We start from the raw sequence: 18,774 nt of genomic DNA, 5'->3' as shown, positions 1-18,774 counted from the left end.
CGGCACGCCCGGCGGCGCGAGCGGGCCGGCGCGGTCGAAGCGAAAGGCGGGCGTTTGACGCAGAGGATAGACGAGGGCCCGGCGGTCGGAGCGCGGATACCGCGCTTTTTTTTGGGATTTGCGCCGCGCGGCTCCACCTCGCTCCGGCTGCGCGCCTTCTGCGTCGTGCGCTGCGTCTCGGTGGTGGCGGTGTCGGCTCTGCTGCTCGTCGTGCTGGCCGTCGGCGCTTTTTTCGCCGCGCTCGCGCGCGGCCCCATCGCCTCCGACTGGCTCGCCCCCAAGATCGTCGAGGCGCTCGACGATCTCTATATTCATCGCTACCAGTTCGCGCTGAGCTCGGCGGCCATCGCCAGCACCGATCACGGCCTCACGCTCACCGTGAACGGCCTCGCCATGAAGAGCGGCGAGCGCACCATCATCGCCGCGCCGCGCGCGCAATTGTCGGTGGACCCGCGAGCGCTGCTCGTCGGCCGGCTGACGCCGCATCGGCTCGACGTGCTCGACCTGGAGCTGAGGCTCGAGGTTCTGCCCGACGGCGTGGTGGCGATCTCCGCGCCGGGCGCTGATCCGGTCTCCATTCCGCTCGACGCGCCGGCGGCCGCCGAGTCCTCATCCACAGAGTCCTCATCCACCGATCCTTCGGCCGCGCCGCAGGCGGCGCCCGCCGTCCCTTCGCTGCGGCAGGCCGCCGGCGCGTTGCGCGCGCTGATGGATTTCATCGTCAGTCCCGAGAGTCCGATCGGCGCGATCGACAAGATCGGCGTCTCCAACGCCCGCCTCGTCATCGACGACCACACGCTGGACAAGACGATCGTCTATGACGATCTGGCGTTGAGCTTCGACAAGATCGCCGGCGCGCGCCGGCTGCGTCTGGGCGCGACGGGTCCCTCCGGCCATGTCGGCGCCGAGGTCGAGGCGAGGGGCGCCATGGGCGAGCCGCGCACGCTCGATGCGCGCCTGCGCAGCCTCTCCATGGAGGAGATCGCGCTCGCCGCTGGCGCCCGCACGCTGCCCTTCGACACGGACGCGCCCTTGTCGCTCGATCTGCATTTCGCGCTCGCCGGCGATGGCCGCGTCGTCGAGGCGAGCGGGAAATTCGCGGCGGGCGAGGGGTTCTTCCGGCTCGAGGAGCCCGACGCCGAGCCTTTCATGCTGCAGGAGCTCTCCGTCGCCGGCCGCTGGGACATGGAGCGCCGGCTGCTCGCCATAGAGCCGATCGAAATCCGCACCGGCGTCGCGCGGCTGAGCTTCAAAGGGACGCTGACGCCGCCGGCGGATGGGTCGGGGACGTTCGCGCTCGCTTTCGATCTCGTGCGGCCCGGCGCCTTTCTGCCGGAGCGCCATGGCGAGACGCCGCTCGTCATCGAAAACGCCGGCCTCACGGCGAAGCTCGATCTCAAGGCGAAGAAATACACCGTCGATCGCGTCTTCCTCGACGGCCCGGAGGTGCATGCGACCGCCTCGGTGCAGGTCGACGGCGCGCAGCCGGATGGGACGCATCTCAAATATATGATCCAGGCGACGCAGACGCCGATCCGCTCGGTGCTGCGCATCTGGCCGACGCAGGTCGCCACGCCGACGCGCATGTGGATGGACGAGCACATCGCCGGCGGCGTGATGCGCAGCGGCGCGCTCTCCGCCGATCTCGATCAGGCGGCGATGACCGCCGGACGCTATGAGCGGCCGCCGCCGGACGCCGCGCTGCGCGGCGATTTCGATCTCGACAATGCGACGCTCGTCGACGCGGTTCCGGGCCTGTGGCCGATCAATGGCATGAACGGCCATATCGCGCTCACCGGCCGCACCGCCTCCTTCGTCGCCTCCTCTGGCGTGATGGAGAGCGCGCCGGGCCGCAGGCTCGCCATCACCGAAGGCGTCTTCCGCGCCCCGTCGCTCGGTCCCGATCCGGCGCCGGCCTGGATCGAATTGAAGCTCGCCGGCGGCGTCGAGGCGGTCGCCGATATTCTCTCGCTGAAGAGCGTCGCGCCGGCCGCGAGCCTGCCGATGGACGCCAATCAGCTCAAGGGGCAGATCGACGGCAAGCTGCGCATCGATTTCGAGCTCGGCCAGGCGGCCAAGGAAGAGCATACGCGCATCGCCGTCGACGCCGAGACGACCAATCTCTCGATGGAGCGCTTCATCGGCAAGGAGCGGCTGGAGGGCGCTACGCTGCGGCTCGTCTCGGATCGCGAGGGACTGCGCGTCACCGGCTCGGGCCGCGTGTTCGGCGCGCCGGTGACGCTCGACCTGCGCCGCGCCGCCGGCGAGAAGGGACAGGCGCAGGCGCAATTGTCGCTCTCGCTCGACGACGCCGCGCGCGCGCGCGCCGGCTATGGCTTCGTGGGCGTCTCCGGCGTCGTCGGCGTGCAGGTGCAGACCAAGCTGCCGATCGAGGATTCCGAGTCGCAATTCGAGGTCGACTTCTCGAAAGCCGCGCTCGACAATCCCTTGCCCGGCGTGACCAAGCCGCTCGGCAAGCCGGGCCGCGCCAGCTTCACGCTGGTGAAGCGGCCGGACGGCTCGGCGCTCGAGCAATTGCAGGCGGAGGCGGGGGCGCAGCAATTTTCCGGCGTGGTCGAGCTCGGCCGCGACGGCGTGCTGCGCTCGGCCAAGCTCACACAGGCGAAGCTCTCGCCCGGCGACGACATGCGTCTCGAGGCGACGCGCGGCGGCGATGCGCTGAAGCTCGTCGTGCGCGGCGCCAATATCGATGCGCGGCCGCTGCTGCGCTACCTCTCGCAGCCGTCATCGGAGCAGGCCGCAGCGGGCCCGGGCAAGCCGCCGGCGAGCGATGATTTCGATCTCGATCTCAAATCGCCGATCGTCACCGGCCACGGCAAGCAGATCCTCTCCAATGTCGATCTGCGCTTCGAGCGGCGCGGCGGCAAGCCGCGGCAATTGTCGTTGACCGGCAATTTCGGCCGCGAGCCTTTCGCCGTAATGCTGACGCGCCATCCGAGCGGCGCGCCGCAGATCGACCTCTCGACGAGCGACGGCGGCGCGCTGCTCTCTTTCCTCGATCTCTATCATCGCATGGAGAGCGGCGCGATGACGGCGACCATCGTGCTCAATCAGGGCCGCTCCGACGGCGCCATGCGCATAAATGATTTCTATCTGCAGAACGAGCCGGCCATTCGTCAGCTCGTCATGCAGGGCGCGGCGCGCGTGGACGACAAGGGCGCCGCGCATTTCGATCCCGACTCGGTGAAATTCGCGCGCGTACAATCGGCCTTCACCTGGTCGAACGGCCGGCTCGCCATGCGCGACGCGGTGATGTCGGGGACGGAGATCGGGCTCACCGTGGACGGCTATATCGACATGGCGCGCGACCGCATCGACGTGTCGGGCTCTTTCGTGCCGGCCTATGGGCTCAACAATCTCGTCACGAATATTCCGGTCATCGGCTTCATGCTCGCCGGCGGCCAGCACGAGGGCGTCTTCGCTGTGAGCTTTCGCGTGAGCGGCGCCTTCAGCGCGCCGGTGCTGACCGTCAATCCGCTGTCGATGATCGCGCCGGGCCTGCTGCGCAAAGTCTTCGGCGTGATCGACGGCACCGGCACGGGGCGCCTGCCGGAGAGCGCGCCTGGGACGCGCTGAAGCCGCGCTCTATCCGCCCGCACGCTCCAGCAGCACATGCTTTTTCTTGCCGAGCGACAGCTTGGCGACGCCCTCGACGAAATCCGTCTCGCCGAGCACGGCCTTCTCGTCCGTCACCGGAGCGTCATTGACGCGCAATCCGCCGGCCTTGATCTGCCGCCGCGCCTCGCCCGTGGAGGCGACGAGACCCGCCTTCACAAAGGCGGTGAGCACGCCGATCCCCGCCGCCACTTCGCTCGCCGCGACAGTGACCTTGGGCAGAGACAGCGCCAGCGCGCCGTCCTCGAACGTGCGGCGCGCGGTCTCGGCGGCGAGCTCGGCCGCCTCGCGCCCATGCAGCAGAGCGGTCGCCTCGGTGGCGAGAATCTTCTTCGCCTCGTTGATCTCGGCGCCGCCGAGCGCGGCGAGCTTCTCGATCTCCTCCAGCGGCAGGAAGGTGAACAGCTTCAGGAAACGGACGACGTCGGCGTCCTCCGTATTGCGCCAATATTGCCAATAATCGTAGGGCGCGAGCATGGAGGCGTCGAGCCAGATCGCGCCCGCCGCCGTCTTGCCCATCTTGGCGCCCGACGAAGTGGTGAGCAGCGGCGCGGTGAGCGCATAGAGCTGCGGCGCGCCGAGCCGGCGGCCGAGATCGACGCCCATGACGATATTGCCCCATTGATCGGAGCCGCCCATTTGCAGCGTCGCGCCGTAGCGCTTGGCGATCTCGACGAAATCATAGGACTGCAGGCACATATAGTTGAACTCGATAAAGGACAGCTCCTGCTCGCGCTCGAGCCGCATTTTCACCGAATCCATCGACAGCATGCGATTGACCGAGAAATGCCGGCCGACGTCGCGCAGAAAGTCGATGTAATTGAGCTTGGTCAGCCATTCGGCGTTATCGAGCAGGACCGCATCGGTCTTGCCCGCGCCGAAGGTGAGGAATTTCTGGAAGGTCTTCTCGATCGCGGTCTTATTGGAGTCGATCGTCTCGACGGAGAGCAGCTTGCGGCTCTCGTCCTTGCCGGAAGGGTCGCCGACGCGCGTGGTGCCGCCGCCGACCAGCGGCAGCGGCTTGCCGCCGGTGCGCTGGAGCCAGGAGAGCAGCATGATCGACAGAAGATTGCCGATATGCAGCGAGGCCGCGGTGCAGTCGAAGCCGACATAGGCGGTGAGCTCGCCCGAGCGGGCTTTTTCATCGAGCCCCGGGAAATCGGAGCATTGATGCACGAAGCCGCGCGCGATGAGCGTCGCGAGAAAGTCGGATTTGGGTCGGAATGCGTCGGACATGGGGGCAGGGTGTTACGGGGAATGCGGCCGGCGCGCAAGGAGGGACGGGGCGGAGCAGCGCGGCCCCCGGCGGCTTCGCCAAAAAAATCCCTCTGAAGGAAACCTCCAGAGGGCAAGTCGGTGAGGAGAGTGTCGCTCGACGTGACCGAGCGCGATGGCGGCGAGATCGGGCCGGGCGCGAGGACTTGTCCTGACGCTGGCGGCCCGGGCGCGCCATCGGCTCGGTCAGCCGAGAAAGGCGGGGTCGATCATCTTCGCCGGGCGCGGGGCGCGTCCGGCGAAATTCATATTCGTGCGCTCAGCCGAACGCCGCCAGCGGGTCGTGGAACACGCAGCCGGCGCGCTTGATGTCCTCGAGCGTCCACAGATTGTCGCCGCGCACATGCGGTTGCGCGATCAGCGTCTTGCCGTCGGAGCGCACGCCATGGCCCTCGGCGATCACATCCGAAAGCTCGCGGTCGAGATATTGCTCGAACAGATTCTGGGCCTCGTAGCGCTCCGGCTCCGACAGCCACTGGCGCTCGCCCCAATCATCCGTGAGCGAATGCTTGTGGCCGTTGTATTCATGCACGCGCAGCGAGCCGGAGCCTTTGGCGAGCGTCGGAATGAACGGCACTTGCGACACGCGGTCGACATAGACCTCGTGGCCGTTCTGGAGCAGCCAGGCGTAGGGGATGAACCCGCTCTTGGGGTCCTCGTAGCCGAGCCGCTTCCACTCGTTGTAGATCTTGCCGTAATGGTCGGCCCAGCCCGGATAGTTCGCCTCGAACCATTCCTGGTCCTGCTCGTCCGGCAGCGAGACGCGCGAGAAGCCGAGCGGCCACATCGCGAAAGCGGCGAGCGCCAGATCGTGATGGGCCCAATAGGCGTCGCGCTTGGCGTCGCGCAGTGAGGCGGGGCTCTCGACGCCATATTTGCCGAGACGGCCGATCCAGATTCCACCCCAATCCTCATAGACCCAGCGGTTCCAGGTCTTCACCCAGGGCTCGACCTTGAACTTGGAGCCGTATTCGAACAGATAGCCGAGCGCCGGCGTGAAATATTTCTGCTGCGTCCAGAAGGCGTTGTTGAGATCGGTGTTGAGATATTTGGCCGCCGCCGGATCATTGGCGATCGAGACGATCGTCTGATAGCCGTTGGCCATATGGCGCAGCTCGTCGGTCTCGATCGAGAGGAACACCGTCGGCGTGATCTCGTCGCCATTGGCCGCCGCCCATTCCGTCACCGCGACGATCAGCGGATTGGTGAAGCAGGCTTCGCCGACGAGCTGCAGATTGATCGAGCACTCCACGGCGTCGCCGGAGATGAATCCATCGGAGAAGACGCGCTTCATGCCCTTCCACAGCGGGCCGATGGCGCGGGTGCGACGCGCGTCATTATGGCCGGCCGGATCGTGATAGTGCTTCGAAAAATAGTGATTGATGAAAGCGCACTGATGCGTGTGGCGAATCTCGTCGAGCACCTGCGCGAGATAGCCGTTCTTCTGCTCGGCGGCGGTGGCCGAGTCCCACAGCATCGCCGAACCCGAGATCGCATTATATTCGCCGACCTCGAGGAAGTTCGAGATCACCTTCATCGTCTCGCCCCAGCGAGGATGAATCTTATTGCCGGCGCCCAGGCGCGTGAGGCCGTCGAGCAGCGTGCCGAACTGCCGCTCGTCCTTGGCCGCCTCCATGCGAGCGTATTCCTTGGCGATGACCTTGAACTGCTCCTTGGTCTGGTTCGCCATACGGTATTTGGTCGCGTATTTCGTGCGATTTTCCTTGAAGTCCCAATTGAAGCTCTGCAGCCATTTATGGACTTCCTGCGGCTCGACTCCGACGGGCGCGCGATTGACCCTCAGCGCGTCTGTCGCCGCATTGGTTGCGAGACTGATAGGCATGATTCCTCCACTAGATTTTATCTTGTGACGCCGTTTCGCGCAGGCGTTCGCAGAGGCCGAGCATGGCGGGGCGCGCGCTTCGCAACGCGCGCCACACGGATGCTCGAGCCGCCGGCGGACCAAAAGCAATCCAGACGTCAGGTATTTCACAGCAAGGCGCATGCCGTAAGCTTACGATTCTCAAAAATACAGATATTTATCAATATTTGCGTAGTTTTAGCACTTAAATAAAAGACCTTTACGGAAATAAATAATACGATAGCATCAATGTAGAACGCTCAATTTCATATATACACGTAACTATGCGATTGTTTATATCATAATTTGAGATTATTGTCAAAATAACATCAATATCATATTTACATGCTTCGATATAGATGAAGCAAGTATGATAATTTTCTGCAGAATAACTGATCGAAATCGCCCTGATCGCGCGGTATGTGACGAATTGCAGAATTGATGCCGAATTCGTGATTCGTATTCGCGTGCGATCAGAATCGTTTCGTCGCCCTGACGCGGAAATCGCTTCCTGCTAGCTTGCGAGCCGTCGCGATCGACGAGGGCCGCTATCGATGAAGTCGAGCAATGTCGTTTTCGTTCATGGCCTGATGGGATGGGGGCCGAATGATCTCGGCGGGCTTCCCTATTGGGGCGACGCTCCGGCGCAATTTACGCCGCGCTTTCTCACTCATCTCGCCAAATGCGGGCCGCTCAGCTCGGTCCATGATTGCGCTTGCGAGCTTTTCGCGCAGATCGTTGGCGCGCGCATCGATTATGGCGAGAGCCATAGCGCTGGCGCTGGCCATGCGCGCTTCTCGCGCGATTATACCCGCCGCGGCTTCGTCGAGAGCTGGTCGGCCGAAAATCCGGTGATTCTGATCGGTCACAGCGCTGGCGCTCAGACCTGTCGGATGCTGCAAAATCTCCTGGCGCAGGATTTTTGGGGCCTGGGCTCGAACGCCGATTGGGTGGAGGCGATCGTCAGCATCGCCGGTCCGCTCAATGGCTCGACGCTGGCCTATCGCTATTGCGACGAAGAGCAGGGAAAGCCGAAAATGCTGCCGAGCGCGCTCGTCGCCAGCGCGCTCTCCGTCGTTTCCGCATTGTCCCGTGTCGGCGCCTCGCGCCTCTATGATCTGCATCTCGATCATTGGGCGCGCGAAGAGGAGAGTGGCGAATTCTTCTCGCAGCGGCTCGACGCCAGCCGCTTCATCGAGAGCGGCGATAATCTGGGTTTCGACGTCACTCTGCATGGCGCCGCGCGCCTCAACCAGTCGATGGAGACGTTCGAGGCCTGCCTCTATCTCTCCCTGGTCTCCAGCGCGACGCGCGAGGGGAGCTTCATGAGCTTGCCGTTTCTACGTAAAAGGCATCGCCCCGACCGCTCCATGGATCTGACGATGCGGGATTCCGCCTCCTATATCGCGACACGGCCCGAATTTTCCGTGGCGCCGACGCCCGATTGGGGAAGCGACGATCTGACGATGGAGCTCTGGCGCGAGAATGACGGCGTCGTGAACACGATCTCGCAGCGCTACCCTTTCATCGGCCGCGCGCAGCCTGTCGGCGGCGAGGGAATTTTCGGTTTTGAGGAGCGGCTCGAAACAGGAAAATGGCGCTATCAGCGGCTCGACCAAATCTTCGGCAGGGCCTTCGATCACAATGACGCGACCCACGGCGCGCGCATGAAGCCTTTCGAGGCCGGCCGCCGGGAAATACAGCGGGAGCTATACCGAAAGCTCGCGCGACTTTTCGAGACATTTGCCGAGGAAACGGCCGGGCCAGCGTCGAGAGCAGGGCCGAGCCTCGGCTTGGAGGATCGAGCGATTTCACGAAGGTCAGAAAAATAGCGGCGCGCCATTGGCGCGCCGCACATTTAGCCAGAGCAGGCCGGATCACACGTCGAAGCCGCCGTCTCCGCCGCCATCATCGAAGCCGCCGGTATCCGTGTCGTAATCGGCGCTCTGCGTGTCGGGCGCGCCCTGGTCGGGCGTGTCATAGCCGGCGTCCGGATAGGGCGCGTCGCCGCCGCTCTGGTCGCCGTAGTAATTGTTGATGATCGTGTCGCCGCCGCCGCTATTGGCGTGCTCGAAGCCCGAGCCGATGCCGAGATTGCTCCCCGCGCCGCCGCCGGCGCCGCCATGGAACAGGCCGCGGATCGAATCGGCCAGCAGCACGCCGCCGGCGACGCCTGCCGCAGCGCCCAGAGCGCCCTTCAGAAAGCCGCCGCCAGCGGCCGCTTGCTGCTGCGGAGGATAGCCCGGAGGGGCGTAGCCGGGGGGAGGCGCATAGCCGGGCGCCGCGGCCGGAGCCGCGCCCCAGGGGCCGCCCGGCACCTGTTGCGGATAGGCCTGCTGCTGGCCATAGCCCGGCGGCGGGGCCGGACGCGGCGGGGGCGGGGCCTGACGCTGGCCGCCGCCGAACAGGCCGCCGAGGAATCCGCCCGCGGCCGGCTGCTGCTGCGGCCGGCTCTCCAGCTCATGCACGCGGCTGTCGAGCTCCTGCAGGCGTTGATTGGCCGCCTGCAGCGCCTGATCCTGCACCAGAACCGTCTGCGCCAGCAGATAGGGCGCGCCCGGCTGCGACTTCAGCTGCTCGGCGATGAAACTCTCCGCCTCCTGATCGCGCTGACCGCCGGCGGCGCTGCGCGTACGCTCGAACAGACCGGCAAGCAGTTGGCGTTCTTCGGGTGACATGTGTCTCTCCCAGTTGGACCAGCCCTATTCGCGGGCGTGGCGCCAGAAATATGGGAGCGCGCTTTCGCTCTGCCAAGAGCTACGGCCGCGGTTCGGCCGGAGATTCGCCAGCGGAGAATCTAGGGCGTCGTGAGGCTCAGTCGCCGGCGAGCGCCATATCGTCGCGGTGGATGATCTCGTCGGGCCCTTTGAAGCCGAGGAGCCCCTCTATGTCCCGTGACGAGCGGCCGATGATGCGGGCGGCGTCCAACGCGTCGTAAGTCACGAGCCCGCGGCCGATTTCGCCGCCCGCCGGATTGCGGATCACGACGCAGTCGCCGCGCGCGAAGCCGCCCTCGAGCGCCGTCACCCCGGCCGGCAGCAGGCTCTTTCCGGAAAACAGCGCGCGCGCCGCGCCCTCGTCCACATGCACCACGCCCTTGGGCTCCAGCGAGCCGGCGATCCATTTTTTTCGCGCCGTCACCGGCGAGGAGGGCGTGAGGAACCAGGTGCAGGGGCCGCCTTCCGCAATACGGGTGAGCGGCGCCGCCACGCGGCCGTCGGCGATGACCATATGGGCGCCGCCGGTGGTCGCGATCTTGGCCGCCTCGATCTTGGTGCGCATTCCCCCGCGGGAGAATTGCGAGGCGGCGCCGCCGGCCATCGCCTCCACCTCCGCCGTGACCCGTGGCACGATCTCGATGCGCTTCGCATTCGGGTCGCTCGCCGGCGGGGCGGTGTAGAGGCCATCGACATCCGACAGCAGCACCAGCAGATCGGCGCTCGCCATGGTCGCGACGCGGGCGGCGAGCCGGTCATTGTCGCCATAGCGAATCTCGGAGGTGGCGACCGTGTCATTCTCGTTGATGACCGGAACGGCCCGTAGCGCGAGCAGCCGGGTCAGGCATTCGCGGGCGTAGAGGTAGCGGCGGCGCTCCTCCGTGTCGCCGAATGTGACCAGAATTTGCCCCGCCGTGATGCCGCGATCGCCGAGCGTCTCCGCCCATATGCGAGCGAGCGCGATCTGGCCGACGGCGGCCGCCGCCTGGCTGTCCTCGAGCGGCAGCGCGCCGGGGGCCAGGCCGAGCACGCTGCGGCCCAGCGCCACCGCCCCCGAGGAGACGACGAGAACATCCGCGCCGCGCCGATGCGCGGCCGCGAGATCGTCGGCGAGCCGCGCAAGCCAGTCGCGCTTCACCTTCGCCTCGAGCGGATCGACGAGCAGCGAGGAGCCGACCTTGACGACGATGCGGCGGAAGGATTCGAGCTTGGGGCGTTGCACGGGCGTGATCGGCTCATTCGAGATGGGGGACGGCGGACGACCGCGACTTATAGCCCGTCCGCGCAGAAAGCCCACCCCGCGGCGGCCGGCGACGAGAAACCGAGCCGCAACGAAGGAGAGAATTTCGGCCGCGCATTCGACATCGGACGGCTTCATCCTGGGCGCGCTGACGAAGACTAAGGAAATTCTATGCGCGAGAAAATTGCTTTGACGCGACGCGGCCTCGTGGCTGCGGCGCTCGCCGGCTCGGCGACCGCCGTCCTACCAGAGACGGCCTCACTCCAGCCCGCCGCCATTCCCGAACCCGCCATTAAATTGACGGCGGCGGCGGAGGAGGGGCCGTTCTATCTCGATCTCGACCTGAGGCGATCGGACATCGCCGAAGGGCTCGCCGGCGTCCCGCTGGACATTGCTTTCGTCGTCCATGACGAAACGGGCGCGATCCTGCCCGGCGTCCGCGTCGACGTCTGGCACTGTGACGCGCAGGGCCGCTATTCCGGCTTTCATGGGCAGGGCGAGGACGGACGGCTCGACCTTACGGGAAAGACGTTTCTACGAGGAACGCAGATCACCGGGGCGGACGGACGCACGCGCTTCTCGAGCGTCTATCCGGGCTGGTATCCAGGCCGCACCACCCATGTTCATTTCAAGATCATCGATGGCGCGGCGGCGCGGCTGACCTCGCAGATCTTCCTGCCCGACGCATTGAGCGAGTTCCTCTACGCCAATCTCGGCGACTATGCGCGCAGCCGGCTGCGCGATACGCTGAATTCGACCGACGGCATAGCGCTCGCCGCCGGCGAGACGACGCGCGGCGAGGTGCGCGAGATGGCGGGCCGCTATGTCGCGACGTTGCAGGTGCGAATCGATCGCAAGGCCGTGCGCGCCGTGCCGCCGCCGCCGTTCCAGCCGCCGCCGCGCGGCAGCCATCTCGCCGGCCCGCCGCCGGGCTTCCCGCCATCGGGCGGCTTCCCGCCCGGGGCGCCGCCGCGCCATGCGGCTCCAGAAGGCGCGGAGCGTCTGAAGGCATTGATTCCAAAGACTGTCTGAGGAGCGACACCCCCTTCGACGACTCGCTGCCGCGAGCCCCGATCGACGATCGGGCGTCGACGCCATGCGCGACCGCGCGGCGACGCCTTGCTTTCGCCACAGGCCGCTCTCAGCCTGCGATCATCCCGGCTCCCTCGCGAGTCGGCTCGAGAAACGCCCCGACCTCGGATGAACAGGCGGGGCGTTTTTGTATTCGCCGGCGATTTTCCGTAATCGGCGCTCGTCGGAGCTTCCGGGGGAAGAAAGCGATCGTGTAAATTCGCAAGAGGGTGCCGGCAGGAGTGGAGGGACTGGCCATTCTGTTGTGTTTCTGATTTCTGCCGTCAATTAATTCTCTCCCGGGCGCCATGTCGAGACATCGTCTTTTTTGATGTCCAAATTCGGCACGCGCCCCGTGAAGCGTGCTTCTCCGAGAACTCAGGTTCTGCAGCTGCTATGCGACGTCAGCGCTCTTGTCGCGCGACGCTCTACGGTAGGGAGTGACCTCGATCTCCCGCTTTCGCGTCTCCGCGATGTCATAACTGCTCTGCGAGCGCCATAGCGCCTCATCATGGCGTCTCTCTGATCCCGAGCGCCACTTCGCTCGAGCGCCTCGATCATCCGCGCCAAATACACGGGAAGCGTCGTCCACTTGTCAATGTGACGGCTCCGTTGGGACTCACGTTGCGGCGATGTCCAGAACCTTGACGTGAGATGCCATGTCGGTGGCGCCGCTAGTCTCACGGAACCAGACCCCGTCTGATTCGGTGAAGTCCCCGCGATGATAAAAGTCCCGGCAGGGGAAATTCGCAGGCGTCTCGACGATCCGCGCACGCACCTGCGCCACGCCTTGCGCCGCGAGGTCTCTCAGCAACATAGCTAGGATCGCGATTTCGACCTCCATACCGAGCACCCGGCAACTCATCACCCATTGCTCGATCGTCTCGTTGTCATGGAGCACAACGCCTACCAACCCATATTGGGTGAAGCGGTCTTCCACGACGAAGGCGGAGATACGTTTGCCATCGTCGAGCCAGCGCCACAATTCATCGCGCTGCCAACGGCGGCCCGTGGTGTTGAACTGGTTGGTCTTATTGATCAGCTCGAGAACACGGGGAAAGTTAGGGTGTTCGGTGGAGTCGATCCGGACCATGCGAACTTGTACTTGCAATGAGCTCAGGAATTCCTCGCGCGGCATGGTGCGGCGCTGATCCTCCCGCACCGCTTGCTGCTGCATCATCTCGGTACGGCGGCCGCCTTCCTCCGTCACCGCCGCGACCTGTGTCTCCGAAGACCAAAGCAGGATGCGTCTGGTCAAATACGGGTCCATGCCGATGGCGCGAACTCCGGGCAGGGCAGCCCGCACTGCGGCGCGCTCGACCGGGTTGTCATCGACGAAAACCACGCTGCTGGGCAAGATATTTGCAATTTCTATGATCTCGCGAATGTTCTCGGCCTTCGGCAACCAGTTGATCCGGCGGAAGGCGAAATCCGAGAACTCCAGGCGCCCGGCGAGCGTATGTTGCCAGACTCGTTGCACGGTTGTTTCGTCATTTTTGCTGACGATGGAGAGGATGACGCCACGCGCTTTTAGAAACAGGAGCGCCTCGGTCACACCGAGTGGCCAGCCTTCCGTCTCCTCGCCGGTGAAGGCTTCGGCTTCACCCATGACGCCACGCCAGAGAGTGTCATCAAGGTCCATGACAACCATTTTGACGCTATCGATCTGACGGAGGGTGCGATAAGACGCGACTAGTTCCGCCCAAAACGCCTGCTGCATCAAGTAGAGCCGGCCTTGATAGAGTTGGGCGACAGTTTTTGGAGGCTGGATGCGGTTTTGATCCCGTGGGTGATCCCAATCGGTTATGAAGCTGCCATGGGAAAATGTCCAAAGAAAATCATCTTGTAAGTGCATCTTACCAAGACTTGCAGAAATTGAATCGATATCCAGGAGGTGAGCGTTTTCATAACGCTTGATCAGATCATCGACGCACTGGTTGAGTCGTTCAAAAAAAAATGTAAAATTGTTCAAATTATAGCGCGGCATCAATCTGCCGCGGGGATTTTGTATCGGTGTCGGATAGTTAGCGATGAACGACAGCAGTTTGTGACGTCGATTATACTGCATCGCAAATTCGAGCCATGTCTCCAGACGCTGGCAGGTTTCTTGGAATAAGGTCTCGAAGGCAGCCAGATCGTTGAGGTCCAGCCGGAAGTAAGCGCCTTCTGGCAGGATCAATCTGAGTGGAACCTGAATCACCTGAAAATCATACTCGTCGAATGGATGCGGTAATGTTTCGGACATTTGCCCGATATGCACGAAATTAGTTGGTGCGCCGTCCGGATAGGACTGGATGATTTCAGCCCAACCTTCGAAAATACAGGCGGAGATGAAAAGTACCCTTCGAATGGGAGTCACAGTAGTCGAAAGATGGTTCGGCGCGCGGAAAAGCGCGGGATTGACCCATTCGCAAGGACGTTCTACGCCGGATTGGTCGTCATCACTTAATTCAACTTTCACACTTTCCTCCCTACTGGGCAAATTGAGCGACCGACGCCGTAACAGCCAACCTATGAATGAACTTTCCCACTTTGCTCCCTGCGGGGCAAATTGAGCGACAGCAGCCGCAACAGCCAATCTATAATTAAACTTTCCCACTTTGCCCCCTGCGGGATGATCTCTCGGATCGAGTTGGGATCGTGGAAGGCAGCACAATCATTTTAGTCCGCATCCCCCGGATAGCCATTGATTTTGAGCCAAATCTACGTTGCCTGACGGGCTCTGGCAAGCCACTAGTACGCTGACGCCGACATAGGATTCACAATTGCGGCTCGGCGTGCGAGTCTGGGCGGGAGTGTCAGGAATTTCGTGTGTGGACGGGCATGATGGAGAAGAAGGAGATATCTCGGCGCTATGTTTTCTTGGGCGGTGAAGTCGAAACGCTGGGCGGACAATCCCGTCGGCGCCGTCGAATCGCTGCGCTATGGCTCGGACGGCTTCCATAGCTGGTCCGACGAGGAACGCGGCCAGTTCGAAAAGCGCTGGCACCTCGGGACCAAGCCGAGGTCGCCTATGCGCTATTGCTCTTCACCGCCGCCCGACGCGGCGATGTGGTCGCGCTCGGCCGCCAGCATATCCGCAATGGCGTCATCGCGTGGATCCCGGAGAAGACGAAGCGCAACAGGTCCGATCCTGTCTTCGTCGAGATCGTCGAGCCGCTGCGGACGGCGATCGAGGCCGGCCCGGCCGGGAACCTGACTTTTTTGCTCGCCGAATATGGTGCGCCTTTCTCGGCCGCCGGCTATGGCTGGACGACGCTCGGGCAGGCCTCGACCTATGTCCGCTGGGCGAACAATAAGCGCCTCGCCGCGGGCGCTGTCCGGCTCATCGGGGAGACAGCATGCGAACAGAGTGTCCCACTTGGTGGGACGGATGCGGTCCCACTCGATGGAACCGACTGATTTTATAACTTGATTTTTGGGCGCTGGCAGGAGTGGAGGGACTCGAACCCCCAACCCCCGGTTTTGGAGACCGGTGCTCTAGCCAGTTGAGCTACACTCCTATCGCCTGCTCCAACTCAACAACCGCCATTTTCCTCGTCATATCAACCGCCTCGGCGGTAAGTCTTGCTGGAGCGGGTGAAGGGAATCGAACCCTCGTCCTCAGCTTGGAAGGCTGCTGCTCTACCATTGAGCTACACCCGCATCCCTTCTGCACTCAAGAGTGGTGGTGGAGGGGGTAGGATTCGAACCTACGTAGGCATAGCCAACGGGTTTACAGCCCGTCCCCTTTAGCCACTCGGGCACCCCTCCTTGAGCCAGATGGATTGACTGGTGATTGCGACCAAGCAAAAACGCCCCGCCGTCGGCCGGCAGGGTCCGCCAATAGTTGGTTTATGGGTAGCGCTTCAGCCCCTGTCAACTGTAAATCAGCGGGTTAGTCGCGAAATCCGGTCGCCTCTCGCGGCAATCATCTCAACCATACTTTCTCCCTCATCCCGTCACGAGACCTGCTCCTTCCCAATGCCCCGAAGACCAAGGCCGGAAAGACAAGGACGTCGCTCCTGGCGCGGCGCTAACAAGCCGCCGGGACGCGGGTCCCACCACGCCGATACAGACCAGGTGCTCCTGTTCGGCCTCCACGCCGTCGAAGCGGCTCTCGCCAATCCCAGGCGGGAAGTGGTCAGGCTGATCGCAACCGAGAATGCGGCGTATCGGCTTGCCCCCCTTATCGCCGAGCGCGGCGTGAGGGTCGAGCCCACCTCCCCGCGCGACCTTGATCGGCTGCTCGGGGCTGACTCGGTGCATCAGGGCGCTGCGCTCGAAGCAAAGCAACTTTCCCCCGTCGGCCTCGATGAGGTCGAGAGCAGTGGCATCGTTGTCGTGCTCGACCAGGTGACCGATCCGCATAATGTCGGTGCCGTGCTGCGCTCGGCGGCGGCCTTTGGCGCATCGGGCCTCGTGCTCACCGAGCGTCACAGTCCGCCGCTGTCAGGCGCTCTCGCCAAGGTCGCAAGCGGCGCTCTCGACCTCGTGCCGATCGTGCTCGTCAAGAACCTCGCCCAAGCGCTTGCCGAGCTCGGCGAGATGGGCTTCCTCCGCGTGGGTCTCGCTGAGGAGGGAGAGAACGCACTCGAGGCGCTCTCCTTGACGAAGCCGCTCGCCCTCGTGCTCGGCGCCGAGGGCAAAGGCCTCCGTCACCTGACCCGCGAGCATTGCGATCTCCTCGCCCGCATCTCGACGCGAAGCACGCTTGCGAGTCTCAACGTCTCGAACGCAGCCGCTATTGCGCTGCACTGGGCCAGCCTCAACGCGAAGGGTTAGAGGCCTCATCCTTCGCGATGGGCCTTCGACCATCCTCAGCGTGAGGCGTCTCTCCTCATGCTGAGGAGCGCCCGGAAGGACGCGTCTCGAAGCATGAGGCCCCTAAGCTAGCTGCAGAAGCGGCGGCCGAACGAATCGTACCAGCAATCCCTGCGGAAATAGCAATTGCCGGGCCCGGGGTAGCAGTTCGTGAACCCCGGCTGCGCCCAATAGGCGTAGAACCGCGTCGGCATGTAATAATAAGACGCGCCGCACGGCATGACGCAGGGAGGTGGCGGCGCGACCGCAACTCGACCGCAACCGGTCACGCAGGGAGCAGGCGCCGCGACAGGACCGCAGCCAACCGCACAAGGAGCCGCGCGGACTTTGACCTTCCTGAGCGGAATCGGATTGGGGGCCGGGAAAAGGATGGCGGGACCGCAGGGCCGCCAAGAAACGCAGCCTCCGGCATTGGCGTGATCGGTGGACGTGAGGCTCAGGCCGAACGTGATCAGAAGCAGCGCGGCGATGCTCAACAGGGCTTTCATCTTGCGACTCCGAACTAGGGGCAACCCCCCTCCTGGCCATTGAGTCGCCAGCGGAAGGCCATCCGAACTTACCTGTCGCAAGTATCGGTAAGGTTAAGATTGCGTATTCAGGGAGCCCAGGACACGACGCGCGACGCCAGACCGACGGCTAGCTATTTGATTGCCTGGTTGGGCCTTCCGCCTCTCGGAGGCCCCGCTTGATCGAGGTAATGGAAATAGGGCATGCAGCGCGCATTGCCTTCCGGGGCGGTGGTGTAGGGCCGGTAGAACCACCAATAGAGCTTGGGATAGCAATAGAAGCTCTGCACCTTGCTGAAATGCGCCGTAAGGCGGAGGCTGTTGTCAGCCGACACCGCCGCGGCGGGCGAGCCCATTGTCGCGAACGCCTCGGCGCTTCCTGCCACCGGCGCTGAACTCAAGATGGCGAGAAGGATGGGGAGACCCCATTTGCTAAGCCCGCTGCCGCCCATGCTTGCCCCCCTCTGAGCAATCACCCGTCACAAGGAGAGACTAGAAGGCTGCTGCGCCGGGCGCAAGGGTCCCTCAACCATCAAGGCAGACGAGGCGGGCTTTGCCGCGAACCGTTCACTTGACAGTAACGAGGCGCGGACCAAGAGAATGAGCCGACTGGGCCGCTTCCGTGGAACGAAGCGCTCCCGGCCCGAGTTGCCAATGCCTCGCCCCAAGGAAGGAAGCCCCATGCCGACCCCCACCCCCGAAGCGCAAGAGCTTGCGAATCAGATCGACGCGATCCGCGCCGATCTGCAGAACCTGAGCTCGACCGTGGGCCGCATCGCCAACAAGCAGATCAACCGCGCCCAAGATAAAGCGGTGGACGCCGCCAACGAGGCTGAAGCCGCCATCAGACGCAACCCGCTGTCGGCAGTTGCCATCGCCGTCGGCCTCGGCTTCCTGTTCGGTGTGTTCACCCGTCGCTAGGCGAAACCTCCATGCTCCGCTCGGCGCTCGCGCTGCTCTCCTCCCTGCAGGTCGGACTGCGCATCAGGGAATCCATTGAGCGCTCGTTCCGCCAGGCGGCCGTCATCGCCGTCGCGCTCGTCATTCTCATTATCGCGGCGCTGTTCGGATTGTTTTCGGTCTATCAGCTGCTGGTCACCCATTACACGCCGGCGGCAGCGGCCGGCATCATCGCCGCCGCTCTCTTCCTGCTGTCGATGCTAGCGCTGGCCACCTTGCCTCTCTTCGCGCCACGGCCGAAGCGGCAGGCGCCAAGCATGGCCGTTGCCGCCGGCGAAGGCGTGAACATGATCGACCAAGGTGTCGGCAAGGCGATGCAACAGGTGGGACCGATCACCATGCTCGCCATCGCCTTTGTCGCCGGCATCCTGGCGAGCCGTCGCCGCTAGCGCTGGCTCACCCGCGCCTTTCGCCTCGACGTTGGGCGATGTGTACCAACGCGGCACGCCTCTTAATCTCGCCTTAACCACACGCCTTGCATCCTCTCCCCTGACAACAGGCGGATTCACAAGGGGCAAGGCGGGCATGCGCAGCGGCTTCGTTCTCGCGGCACTTGTCGCCGTGTGCCTCGCGAGCGGTTAGGTACCACGCCCTTATGCCATCCCGCTTCCGCCGACGGTGGAGGTGCCGCGCCCTATGCCATCCCTCTTCCGCCCACGACCGAGCCGAACTGGGAGCTCGGCGCACGCTGTTGGTGGAGTGAAG

13 protein-coding genes and 3 tRNA genes are annotated in these 18,774 nt (G+C 64.0%); 7 read left to right on the top strand and 9 right to left on the bottom strand.

What is annotated here, in order from left to right; translation table 11 throughout:
• Positions 1-54 precede the first annotated feature (54 nt).
• Positions 55-3,597, top strand: coding sequence for an AsmA-like C-terminal region-containing protein (locus VIF40_RS20280; RefSeq protein ID WP_331939331.1), 3,543 nt, complete (start codon positions 55-57; stop codon positions 3,595-3,597).
• Positions 3,598-3,606: 9 nt separating this feature from the next.
• Here the strand turns inward: VIF40_RS20280 and tyrS are convergent, their stop codons facing one another.
• Both tyrS and mmoX read right to left on the bottom strand, forming a co-directional pair.
• Complete coding sequence (gene tyrS / locus VIF40_RS20275) at positions 3,607-4,872, bottom strand: tyrosine--tRNA ligase (protein WP_331939330.1); 1,266 nt, start codon at positions 4,870-4,872, stop codon at positions 3,607-3,609.
• A gap of 298 nt (positions 4,873-5,170) precedes the next feature.
• The gene (mmoX, locus tag VIF40_RS20270; protein ID WP_331939329.1) at positions 5,171-6,754 is read right to left on the bottom strand and encodes an aromatic/alkene monooxygenase hydroxylase subunit alpha; all 1,584 of its coding nucleotides are present in this window, start codon (positions 6,752-6,754) and stop codon (positions 5,171-5,173) included.
• Between the two features lie 572 nt (positions 6,755-7,326).
• Here mmoX and VIF40_RS20265 point away from each other — a divergent pair.
• Positions 7,327-8,604, top strand: a complete 1,278-nt coding sequence (locus VIF40_RS20265) for a lipase (protein ID WP_331939328.1) — start codon at positions 7,327-7,329, stop codon at positions 8,602-8,604.
• Between the two features lie 45 nt (positions 8,605-8,649).
• On the opposite strand, the gene VIF40_RS20260 is transcribed toward VIF40_RS20265, so the two are convergent.
• Positions 8,650-9,450 carry a DUF2076 domain-containing protein gene (locus tag VIF40_RS20260; protein WP_331939327.1) on the bottom strand — a complete coding sequence of 267 codons (801 nt, stop codon included), beginning with the start codon at positions 9,448-9,450 and terminating at the stop codon, positions 8,650-8,652.
• Between the two features lie 136 nt (positions 9,451-9,586).
• The gene (proB, locus tag VIF40_RS20255) at positions 9,587-10,711 is read right to left on the bottom strand and encodes a glutamate 5-kinase (protein WP_331939326.1); all 1,125 of its coding nucleotides are present in this window, start codon (positions 10,709-10,711) and stop codon (positions 9,587-9,589) included.
• A 189-nt stretch (positions 10,712-10,900) separates the two neighbouring features.
• On the opposite strand from proB, the gene VIF40_RS20250 reads away from it, so the two are divergent.
• On the top strand, positions 10,901-11,761 hold the full coding sequence (locus VIF40_RS20250) for an intradiol ring-cleavage dioxygenase (RefSeq protein ID WP_331939325.1): 861 nt from the start codon (positions 10,901-10,903) through the stop codon (positions 11,759-11,761).
• A gap of 658 nt (positions 11,762-12,419) precedes the next feature.
• On the opposite strand, the gene VIF40_RS20245 is transcribed toward VIF40_RS20250, so the two are convergent.
• Complete coding sequence (locus VIF40_RS20245) at positions 12,420-14,261, bottom strand: HAD-IIIC family phosphatase (protein WP_331939324.1); 1,842 nt, start codon at positions 14,259-14,261, stop codon at positions 12,420-12,422.
• A 560-nt stretch (positions 14,262-14,821) separates the two neighbouring features.
• Here VIF40_RS20245 and VIF40_RS20240 point away from each other — a divergent pair.
• Positions 14,822-15,202 (top strand): hypothetical protein, encoded by a 381-nt coding sequence (locus VIF40_RS20240; protein ID WP_331939323.1) that lies wholly within the window; start codon positions 14,822-14,824, stop codon positions 15,200-15,202.
• Between the two features lie 24 nt (positions 15,203-15,226).
• On the opposite strand, the gene VIF40_RS20235 is transcribed toward VIF40_RS20240, so the two are convergent.
• The 3 genes from VIF40_RS20235 to VIF40_RS20225 form a co-directional block, all read right to left on the bottom strand.
• Positions 15,227-15,303, bottom strand: a tRNA-Trp gene (locus tag VIF40_RS20235).
• A 68-nt stretch (positions 15,304-15,371) separates the two neighbouring features.
• Positions 15,372-15,445 (bottom strand) — tRNA-Gly (locus VIF40_RS20230).
• Between the two features lie 23 nt (positions 15,446-15,468).
• Positions 15,469-15,553, bottom strand: a tRNA-Tyr gene (locus VIF40_RS20225).
• Between the two features lie 309 nt (positions 15,554-15,862).
• Here VIF40_RS20225 and rlmB point away from each other — a divergent pair.
• A complete protein-coding gene (gene rlmB, locus VIF40_RS20220; protein WP_331939322.1) occupies positions 15,863-16,564 on the top strand; it encodes a 23S rRNA (guanosine(2251)-2'-O)-methyltransferase RlmB in 702 nt (233 codons plus the stop codon).
• Positions 16,565-17,243: 679 nt separating this feature from the next.
• On the opposite strand, the gene VIF40_RS20215 is transcribed toward rlmB, so the two are convergent.
• The gene (locus VIF40_RS20215) at positions 17,244-17,561 is read right to left on the bottom strand and encodes a hypothetical protein (RefSeq protein WP_331939321.1); all 318 of its coding nucleotides are present in this window, start codon (positions 17,559-17,561) and stop codon (positions 17,244-17,246) included.
• A gap of 229 nt (positions 17,562-17,790) precedes the next feature.
• On the opposite strand from VIF40_RS20215, the gene VIF40_RS20210 reads away from it, so the two are divergent.
• Positions 17,791-18,030 (top strand): hypothetical protein, encoded by a 240-nt coding sequence (locus VIF40_RS20210; RefSeq protein WP_331939320.1) that lies wholly within the window; start codon positions 17,791-17,793, stop codon positions 18,028-18,030.
• Between the two features lie 11 nt (positions 18,031-18,041).
• Positions 18,042-18,458, top strand: coding sequence for a hypothetical protein (locus VIF40_RS20205; protein ID WP_331939319.1), 417 nt, complete (start codon positions 18,042-18,044; stop codon positions 18,456-18,458).
• Positions 18,459-18,774: the final 316 nt, after the last annotated feature.

The organism is Methylosinus sp., from assembly GCF_036560965.1.
Lineage (GTDB): Bacteria > Pseudomonadota > Alphaproteobacteria > Rhizobiales > Beijerinckiaceae > Methylosinus.
This window is presented reverse-complemented; position numbering and strand designations above follow the sequence as displayed.